The organism is Aeromonas finlandensis (assembly GCF_000764645.1).
Classification (GTDB): domain Bacteria; phylum Pseudomonadota; class Gammaproteobacteria; order Enterobacterales; family Aeromonadaceae; genus Aeromonas; species Aeromonas finlandensis.
This window is the reverse complement of the sequence record NZ_JRGK01000361.1, coordinates 1-8,949: the sequence shown is the minus strand read 5'-3', so window position 1 is coordinate 8,949 and position 8,949 is coordinate 1. Positions and strand designations below refer to the sequence as shown.

At 60.4% G+C, this 8,949-nt stretch carries 8 protein-coding genes and 1 pseudogene; 4 read left to right on the top strand and 5 right to left on the bottom strand.

All coding sequences use genetic code 11. The features are described 5' to 3' along the window. The coding region (locus LD28_RS0121765; RefSeq protein ID WP_033138957.1) for a YjbD family protein at positions 1 to 1,036 on the bottom strand (1,036 nt) is incomplete at its 3' end. Between the two features lie 410 nt (positions 1,037 to 1,446). Here LD28_RS0121765 and LD28_RS23980 point away from each other — a divergent pair. Next, positions 1,447 to 1,548 (top strand): annotated as a pseudogene (locus tag LD28_RS23980) (EamA family transporter); the annotation flags it as partial. A 69-nt stretch (positions 1,549 to 1,617) separates the two neighbouring features. Continuing rightward, positions 1,618 to 2,484, top strand: coding sequence for a LysR family transcriptional regulator (locus LD28_RS0121760; RefSeq protein WP_033138956.1), 867 nt, complete (start codon positions 1,618 to 1,620; stop codon positions 2,482 to 2,484). A 77-nt stretch (positions 2,485 to 2,561) separates the two neighbouring features. Here LD28_RS0121760 and LD28_RS0121755 read toward each other — a convergent pair whose 3' ends face one another. From LD28_RS0121755 to LD28_RS0121740, 4 genes are all read right to left on the bottom strand, one after another. Further along, positions 2,562 to 3,338 carry a TSUP family transporter gene (locus tag LD28_RS0121755; RefSeq protein ID WP_021231324.1) on the bottom strand — a complete coding sequence of 259 codons (777 nt, stop codon included), beginning with the start codon at positions 3,336 to 3,338 and terminating at the stop codon, positions 2,562 to 2,564. Positions 3,339 to 3,542: 204 nt separating this feature from the next. Next, a complete protein-coding gene (locus LD28_RS0121750) occupies positions 3,543 to 4,298 on the bottom strand; it encodes a tRNA-uridine aminocarboxypropyltransferase (protein WP_021231323.1) in 756 nt (251 codons plus the stop codon). 174 nt (positions 4,299 to 4,472) lie between these two features. Then, entirely contained in the window at positions 4,473 to 5,684 is a 1,212-nt protein-coding gene (locus LD28_RS0121745) for an ROK family transcriptional regulator (RefSeq protein WP_031227858.1), read from the bottom strand. A 132-nt stretch (positions 5,685 to 5,816) separates the two neighbouring features. Next, positions 5,817 to 7,484: a methyl-accepting chemotaxis protein gene (locus LD28_RS0121740; RefSeq protein ID WP_033138955.1), complete on the bottom strand. Its 1,668-nt coding sequence runs from the start codon at positions 7,482 to 7,484 to the stop codon at positions 5,817 to 5,819. Positions 7,485 to 7,576: 92 nt separating this feature from the next. Between LD28_RS0121740 and LD28_RS0121735 the strand changes: the two genes are divergently transcribed. Continuing rightward, entirely contained in the window at positions 7,577 to 8,065 is a 489-nt protein-coding gene (locus LD28_RS0121735; RefSeq protein ID WP_338151474.1) for a YchJ family protein, read from the top strand. A gap of 51 nt (positions 8,066 to 8,116) precedes the next feature. After that, positions 8,117 to 8,890, top strand: a complete 774-nt coding sequence (locus tag LD28_RS0121730) for a PilZ domain-containing protein (RefSeq protein WP_033138953.1) — start codon at positions 8,117 to 8,119, stop codon at positions 8,888 to 8,890. Positions 8,891 to 8,949 lie beyond the last annotated feature (59 nt).

The following is an 8,949-nucleotide window of genomic DNA, read 5'->3' as shown; positions in this document are numbered from 1 at the left end:
GGTGACAGAGGATATCCTGCTGACGACGCACCAGCCGTCGCACCTGATTGAGCGGCAGGGAAGAGAGCAGGTCCCCCGAGTTGGTGGTGAGCAGCTTCTGACCCGGCAGTTGTTCAAGCAGCCCCCACGCCAGTGACAGCATGGTCGGATGCAGCCGACTCTCCGGGTCCTCCAGGATCATGATGGGGCGGGCCCCCTCCTCCAGCTCGCGGTTGCCCCGCGCCTGCAGCAGGGTGGCCGCCATCCCCGCCATCGCCAGTTGCAGCGCACGGTTATCGGCGCCACGCAACAGGGTGTGCAGGTTGCCCGGATTGCGCAATGTCATGGGACGATTGATGATGTCGCGCTGACTGCGCGGCTTGTTCTTGATGGGGGCGAGGGCGTTGAAGTAGTGATCCATCAGCTGGCGCACCGCCTGCAATGCCTCTTTGAGCTCCGGCTCGCCGATGCGCTGGGGTTCATCGAACAGCTTGTCCGCCAGCTCGCTCAGGCGATGCTCGGAGAGGATCCCCCACTGCAAGGTCTCCACACCGTTGCGGGCGGTGCGGGCATCCCTCATCCGGAACACCGGATTCATGGTGATGAGCAGGCAAACCAGCTCGTGGGCATTGGCGATAGGCAGGCTCTTGCCTACCCCGTCGAGAAAGTCGTGAATGGTGAGCACAGAGCCATCCGCCTGCAGCTCGGCGCTGGCGCGATAGTGAATGCGGTGGAATTTGTCCTTGTGCTGCACCCAGGAGGGGCAGAGACGGGCCAGCCGACGGGAGTGCTGGCACATCTGGGGTCTGTGCTCACTGAAGGTGAGCACCAGTTGCAGGTGGCGCGCCGGGGCCAGCTCGGGATCTTCCGGTTGGTGAAAATCCTCGGCGGTAAACTGATAGGGCTCGGCATCCTGCCCCAGCAGGCACCAGAGGGCGCGCAGCAGGCTCGATTTACCCCAGGTGTTCTCGCCGATCAGCACTGTGGTGTGATCCAGACCGAGCGAAAGGCGATTTATGCCGCGAAAACCTTTGACTTCAATACGTTCCAGAAACATCCGGCCATGTCCACATCATTGTGATGGGGCAATAGTGGCAAAGTTACCGGAAAAATCCTATCGGAGGCGGGGCTTTTTCAACGTGAACTGTGAGGCACTGCAGGTTCAGGAGGGGTAACGACAGCGGCGCGATCTTGCGGAGCATTCCAGTGGCTGAACCAGAGGTGACGGGTACGGATTTGACGTTTGCGATAATTCAATGGGCATTCCTTTCAATGGATAAGTGGTAGAGAGTACACCTCTTTTGCCCAAAGTCTCAGGGTTATCTGTGACAGGAAGATGACAACTGCGCCCGCCACTGTCCAGGCATCAAACCAAACGCCTCGCAAAAACGGTTGCCGCAGTGGGCTTGGGAACAGTGGGCTTGGGAAGAGAAGCCGCACTGACTGGCGATGCGGGTGCCGTGGGCTGGGGTGGTGATCAGCCTGATTGGCAATCTGGAGATCTTCGCGCTGCCCTTAAACGAGTGGCGCATTCGACTGGCCAAGGCAGCAAACGACACTTGCTCCTGAGCCAGTCAGCCCCTAAGGTAGCGCTGACCAATCTGTGACGATCCTGGCGGCGATAAACAAGGGGGCGAGATGTTACTGGAAGGGCTGGAGACGCTGAGCCTGCTGGCGAGCGAAGGGACCATGGCCAAGGTGGCCAGCCGCCTCTACATCAGCCAGTCGGCGGTGAGCAAGCGGATTGCCCAGCTGGAGCAGCGCCTTGGCAAGAAGCTGATCGAGCCGGAGGGGCGCCAGATCCGGCTCACCCCCCAGGCGCAGGAGCTGCTGGAGCGGGTGGCGCCAAGTCTGGCCGAAATGAAGGGGGTGCTGGCCGACAGCCAAGATCTGGCGGATCAGAGCCCCCTCCCCATCGCCTGCTCCGAAACCCTGCTGGCAGGTTATCTCGCCCACTTCATGCGCGGCTACCTTGGCCGCGACCCGCATCTCGCGCTCTCCACCCACCACACCCCGGTCATTCTGGCGCGGGTGCGCAGCGGCGATGCCCTGCTCGGCATCTGTGCCGGTCGCCTCCCCCCCGGCCATGGCCTCGGGGCCGAGCTGCTGCTGGAGGAGCCCTTCTATCTGGTGGGTGAGGCGCAGCAGAGCCTGCCACCCGCCAGCGCAGGGAGCAGGCGCAAGATCCTCGCCATGGATCTGGAGAACCCCGCCAACCGCTATCTGCGCGAACCGCTCGCCGCCCTCGGGTTTGAACCTGCCATGGAGCTCGACTCCTATCTGGCGCTCATTGAGCTCGCCAAGGCGGGCATTGGCCCGGTGCTGCTCCCCGCAGGCCTGCTGGGGCTGGTGGGAGAACAGGGGGAGATGGCGCGTCCACTGCCCGGATTGGGCCGCCCCCTGCATCTGGTCTACCGACCAAACAGCCTCAAGCGCGAGCGGATCGCCAAGCTGGTGAGCGCCCTGCGCAAACACTTTCGCCACTACAGCGACGCGCCGCGCTAACTGTCTCCACGCACCCGATATGACAACGGGGCCCAAGGGCCCCGTAAACATCCGATTTGCAGCACACTCGCCGCAGCTCAGATCCAGGCAAACAGCTCGGGATACTGGCTCCAGACCAGCTTGGCAGACATCAGCAAGGAGACGGTCACCAGCAGCGGCTTGATCAGCTTTACCCCTTGTTTGAGCACCATCTTGGAGCCAAAGCGGGCACCGATAAACTGCCCCAGCGCCATGCAGAAGCCGACGCTCCACACCACCTTGCCACCAAGGGCAAAGAACAGCAGGGAGGCGATGTTGGAGGTGAAGTTGAGCAGCTTGGTATGGGCGGTAGCGCGCGCCATGCCAAAGCCCGCCAGCGCCACGAAACCGATGGCGAAAAACGATCCTGTGCCCGGCCCGAAGAAGCCGTCATAAAAGCCGACACCGCCCCCCACCAGCAGCGCAAACAGCATGGGTGTAAGACGGCGAGAGCTCTCGGCATCGCTCACCCGCGGCGAGAAGTAGAAGTAGCAGGCAAAGGCCATTAGCAGGAAAGGGAGCAGGCGCTCGAGAATGGCGGCGTCGATGGTCTGCACCGCCAGCGTGCCGATGGCCGCACCGATAAAGGTGCAGATCACCGCAGGCCAGATCATGGCCCACTCCAGCAACCCCTTGCGGGCATAGAACCAGGTGGCGGAGAAGGAGCCGAAACTGCTCTGCAACTTGTTGGTGCCGAGCACCAGCGCGGGCGGCATGCCGGTGGCGAGCAGGGCTGGCACCGTCAGCAGGCCACCGCCACCGGCGATGGCATCGATAAAACCGGCGACAAGCGCCACACCGAACAGGGCAAACAGGGTAACCAGTTCCAATTCCATCCATAGACCTCACGAGATTGGGTTGCCCGAAGGGGTCGGACAACCGGAGATAACAAAAACGGGGTTGTGCAGGGGGTGGCACAAGCTGTTCGCTATCCTAGCGGGCCACAGTCGATGAATCTAACGAAACAGTGGCAGCCAATTGATTCCTGATTTTCATTGATTTGAGCTGCCACGCCCCTGCCCCGCCCCTCAGACGGCGCGTTAGCGGGCCGGTGAAGCGACGTCCGCTTCCTTGATGGCCGCCAGCGCCGCACACAGATGATCCTCGTCGGCACCGGGGAAACGGCTGACCCGACCGGCCATGTAGCGGCTGCTGAACAGATTGAACCAGTGCTGCAATGCCTGCCCCGCCTTGAGCTCTCCCGCCACTTCTAGCACGCAGGCCGCTACCTCGGCGGTGCAGAGGTGCTCGTCACAGTTGGCCACCCGCATGCCGTAGGTGGAGAGCGCATCAGGCTTGATGGCGAGCACAGGAAAACCGTCGAGATAGGGGCTCTTGTTGAACATCTTGCGCGCCTCCGGCCAGGTGCCGTCGAGCAGGATAAAGAGCGGCTTTTTACCGGGCGCCAGCGTCACCTGGCCGGTCAGACGGGCAGGCTCCTTCTCGCAGGCGGGAAAGACCACATAAGGTTGCCAGGCAGGATCGGCCAGCAGGGCCAGCAGCTCGGGATGGGGCTGGGTGCGCGACCAGAGAAAGGCCCAGGTGGTATCCGGCAACACATCGGCGATGAGGCGACCGGTGTTGGAGGGCTTCATCGGCTCGCTGTCATACATCAGCAGGCAGAAACCGGCCTCGGCTTTGAGCTCGGGGCGCCACTCGCAGGCACACCAGTCTTCGCGCAGTTGACAAGCCGGACAGCGGGCCAGGGTGCCGCCACGGGCGAGAAATGGTCGGGTAGAGATACTCTTGCGCCAGGCCCGCAGGCGGTTGACGGCGTGATCAGGAACAGGCTTCATCTAGGTTCACAACTGGAGTCAAAACAGGAACGGCAACGGTGCCAACATGTCACGGCACCATAAGCGCCCGATAACAGGGTGCTGCCGGAAAAGCGCAAGATTGTACCGAGTTACAGGCTGGCGGAACAGCAATCCCTGCCCCTTTCGCCAGACGCTGTGCCAACCTCTCTTGTCTTACGACTCCTGACAGCTGCGCAGCAGCTCCAGCAACAGGCTGCCATCGCGCAGCGCCTTGTGCACCTGCACCGAGGTGGGCTTGGTGGGATCTTCATAGAAGTGGGTGGATTCAATCTGCAGCCGCACCAGATATTCGGCGGGCAACTGGCTGGCCAGCGACTGGTGCAGCATGGGGAACAGCAGTCGATCGGCGCGGGTGATCTCGCCCCCGAGCAGCAACTTGCCCGGATTGAGCAAGCAAATGAGGTTGGAGAGCACCTTGGAGAGGCGGCCCGCCGCCTGATGGAGAATATCCTGACAGAGACTGTTGCCCGCCAGCGCCAATTCGCACAGCTCGCGGATGGTGACGCTCTCGGGCAGGTCATACTCCTGCATCCGCTCGCGCAGATCCCGGTATTGTGCCTCCAGCGCCTGATTGGTCACCAGGGTGCAGGCGCAGCCAAAGCCACCGCAGTAGCAGCGCTGGCCGTAAGGTTCGAGCTGCAGGTGACTGAGATCGCCGAGCAGCGCGCTCTCGCTCTCAATCAGTTGCCCGTTGACCACCATGCCAACCCCGATGTCGTTGTGCACAAACACCAGCACCGCATCGGCGCAATTTTTGGCCGCCCCCCACTCACGCTCGGCCTGGATCCAGGTGCGCACGTCGCCACTCACCAGCACCGGCACCTCGAACGCCTCCTGCAGGGTCGGCCCCAGCGGCCAGTTGCGCAGATCGTAGAAGGGGAAGTGTTTGATCATGCCGGTGTGGCGCTCTACCTGACCGGGCAGGCAGAGGGCGATACAAGCCAGATTGAGCGCTTTTTTCGGCAGAAATACCTTGATGGCATGCACCAGACTGCCCAGCAGATCGGCGCGCTCGGCCTCGGTAAAGAGGTGGCGCTGACGAGACAAGGAGCGACCGGAGAAGTCGAACAGCGCCATATCCACGTAGCCACGACCAAGACGCATGGAGAGAAACTGGAAGCGGCGCTCGTTGATGCGCAGCAGGGTCTGGCGACGACCACGCCCCACCGAGCTTTCACCACAGGTGACCACCAGACCGCCATCGAGCAGTTCACGGGTGATCTTGGTGATGCTGGCAGGAGAGAGGCCGGTCAAGCGGGAGAGATCGGTGCGCGACAGCTCCTTGTGCTCTTCCAGGCTGGCGTAGACCAGGCCGTAGTTGAGCTGCCGGATCAAATCGATACTACCTTTCACGATCTCATTCATAGGGTATGGGGCAAAGGCTGAAAAAAAGAGGCCGCCAATTTTCACACATTATTGGTCAATACCCAAATAAAGTGCGGCCTGAACCGGGGCTCAGACCGCATCTTGTGGTGCTCGTCATCTGACATGGCAGGATCAGTAGCGGAACTGGGAGACCAGTTTGCGCAATTTGTCGCCAGTATTGGCCAGATCGCGGGTGGTGCTGTTGGACTCCACCGCGGCACTGGTCAGTTCGCTGACAATCTGCTGAATGGCCACCAGGTTCTTGTTGATCTCCTCCGATACCGCATGCTGCTCTTCGGCGGCAGTGGCGATCTGGATATTCATGTCGTTGATGGTACTGACCGCCATCACCATGCTGTCGAGGGAGCTGGCGATATGGCTCGCCTCCTGCACTGTCTCCTGGCTGCGATCCTCGCTCGCCTGCATCACATCGACCGCCTGCTTCACCCCTATCTGCAGCCGTTGCAGCATCTCGTTGATCTGCTTGGTGCTCTGCTGGGTACGACCCGCGAGCGAACGCACCTCGTCCGCCACCACCGCAAAGCCACGGCCCTGTTCACCGGCACGGGCCGCCTCGATAGCCGCGTTCAGCGCCAGCAGGTTGGTCTGCTCGGCGATGCCGCGAATGACCTCCACCACGGAGCCAATCTTGGCGGTCTCTTGCGCCAGCTGCTCGATAACGCCAGAGGCGGTATGCACCTCCCCCACCAGCCGGTTGATACTGTTGATCGCCCCGCTCACCACACCACGGGCGGCGTCCGATTCACGGGCGGCATCGCTGGTCGCCGTCGCCGCATTGGAGGCACTGGCTGCCACCTCCTGCGCGGTGGAGCTCATTTCGGTCACGGCAGTGACTACCTGATCGGTTTCGCGACTGTGACCCTGCATCTGATGGTCATAGTGCTCGCTCAGATGGTGCAGCTTGTCGACCGCGCTGAAGAGGTGGTTGCTGGTCTCCCCCACCTGACTCACCACCGACTGGATCCGCTCGACAAAGCGGTTGAAGGCGCTGGCCAGCTGGCCAATTTCATCCTTGCTTTGCACCTTGAGGCGCTGGGTCAGATCCCCCTCGCCGTTGGCAATATCGTTCAATGCCACTACCGCATCGGCCAGCGGTTTGCTGACCCGGTTGCCGACGATCACGGTTGCCACCAGCGTGATCCCCAACATCACCAGGATCACCAGCACCCCCACTTTCAGAGAGCTGTTCATCTTGCTTTCGCGCTCGGCACGCAGGGCGGCCAGTTCGTTGTCGATGTCATCGATATAGAAGCCGGTTCCCAATATCCACTGATATTTGTCCAGCATGATATTGAAAGAGAGCTTGGGAGCCGTCCGTCCAATCGAGGGCTTCATGGTCCAGTATTCGGTAAAGCCATCCCTTTGTTGTGCCGTTTGCACTATGTCCTGGATAAGCAACTTCCCATTGGCATCTTTCTCTTGCCAGCGATTTTTTCCCTCCAGAGCCGGGTTGGCGCCATGCATGACTTGAACACCATTGGGCTCGAATGCAAAAAAATAGCCGTCACTGCCATAGCGTAACGGCTTCAGGATATCCTTGACCTTCTGTCGATTTTCAGGTGAATCCGGCTTGTTATATACAGCGTCAATGGCACTCTTGGCCATCGTGATGTAGCTACTGAGCAGCGCCTTGCGCTCCTTGATAGCGCTTTCCCGCGCAGTCACCAAATCGGACTCCAGAGCGCTTCTGGAGATCATGTAGTTGCTGAGATTGACCGCCAGTGCCATCAGCAATACAGGCAGCGCCCCGAGTAACAGGATTTTATGCTTGAGCGTCATCGTTTGTATCCTTACAGCTATTTTATTTGAACTCCTTGCCCAGCAATCAGTATAGGTGCTGGCGCTTCATAACTCGTTTTCGTTACAATTTCATGAAACAAATCTGCCAGTTACCAAACATTATGACTCTTTGTCCCTGCGGCTCATCCCTTTCTCTCGAACTGTGCTGTGGATTACTCCACCACGGCGCCCCCGCCATCACCACCGAGCAACTGATGCGCTCGCGTTACAGCGCGTTCGTGCTGGGTCTGGGGGAGTATCTGGTGCATAGCTGGCATCCTGATCACCTCAATGGCGTGACCGCCGCAGAGTTGTCGCAAACCGATACTCACTGGGATGGGCTCGAGATCATCGCCAGCCAGGGCGGCCCGGAAGATAAAACCGGCATGGTGGAGTTCAAGGCCTGGTTCAAAGAGGGAGAGATGCGTCACTGCCTTCATGAACGCTCCCGCTTCGCGCGCTATCAGGGGCGCTGGGTCTACACCGACGGGGAGATCGATCCCCTGCCGCTCAAAATGGGCCGCAATGATCCCTGCCCCTGTGGCAGCGGCAAGAAGTTCAAGAAGTGTTGCGGCTCGTGAATATGGCTACTTAAATGGATCTGTAACACGGGCTCACCGGGATCATGCTCCATGACACAACAGACCCAGCAGTCACCCTTCAAATCGATCAAGGATCGCATCAAGGCCAACAAGGAGAAAGGGGTCTCAATACAAGGCCCCGACGTGATGGACTATCTCTATCCCGCCAGCAAGGTGGGGATAGAGGTCATCACCCCGACCGGGCAACTGCGCTCGCTACCCGCCGTGCTGATTGGTGCCGATAAGGCGCGCGTTGTCTACTTCAGCCTGCCCGCCACCACACCGGCCGATGCAGCCCTCTACTGCCAACCCGGTTACCGGGCCACTGCGGCCATCATTTGTGAACGGGGCATTGGAGCCATGATCTGCTTCGAAGGGTTGATTGATCAGTTCAACAAGCAGCCCCAGCTCTTCACCATGCGCCAGCCCGAGACCATCACGCTGTTCAAGATCCGCAAAGAGGTTCGCTACCCGATCAGCTGTGAAGGCATCGCTCTCCTTGACCAGCGACCGCTCAACATTCATCTGGTGGACTTCTCGCTGGCAGGCTGTGCCTTCAGCACCGACCATCAGGCACCGGCCATTCCCCTCAACCACCCCATTGAACTGCGCCTCAGCGCCCCCACCAGCAACGGGGTCCCCTACCAACTGACAGGCACAGTGCGCAATCAACGGCAGATCAACAACTACCCGGTCTACGGCATGCAGTTCGACAGCGCAGCCCAGCAACAGAGCGGGACCTTCCTGCAGCATCTCGAATTCAATGGCCATCAAATGGTCGTTCGCACTCAGCCAGAGTCAGTTACGGGTCTCTCACTGGGGTAAAAAAGCCCCAATGCCCCCTTGCCAACAGGCAGATCTCGATCACAAATCTGCATATACCC

What these genes read in the sequence shown, in the direction of transcription:
- LD28_RS0121760 (WP_033138956.1), top strand. Translation starts at nt 1,618, where the DNA reads ATGTTACTGGAAGGGCTGGAGACGCTGAGCCTGCTGGCGAGCGAAGGG.
- LD28_RS0121755 (WP_021231324.1), bottom strand. Translation starts at nt 3,338, where the DNA reads ATGGAATTGGAACTGGTTACCCTGTTTGCCCTGTTCGGTGTGGCGCTT.
- LD28_RS0121750 (WP_021231323.1), bottom strand. Translation starts at nt 4,298, where the DNA reads ATGAAGCCTGTTCCTGATCACGCCGTCAACCGCCTGCGGGCCTGGCGC.
- LD28_RS0121745 (WP_031227858.1), bottom strand. Translation starts at nt 5,684, where the DNA reads ATGAATGAGATCGTGAAAGGTAGTATCGATTTGATCCGGCAGCTCAAC.
- LD28_RS0121740 (WP_033138955.1), bottom strand. Translation starts at nt 7,484, where the DNA reads ATGACGCTCAAGCATAAAATCCTGTTACTCGGGGCGCTGCCTGTATTG.
- LD28_RS0121735 (WP_338151474.1), top strand. Translation starts at nt 7,577, where the DNA reads ATGAAACAAATCTGCCAGTTACCAAACATTATGACTCTTTGTCCCTGC.
- LD28_RS0121730 (WP_033138953.1), top strand. Translation starts at nt 8,117, where the DNA reads ATGACACAACAGACCCAGCAGTCACCCTTCAAATCGATCAAGGATCGC.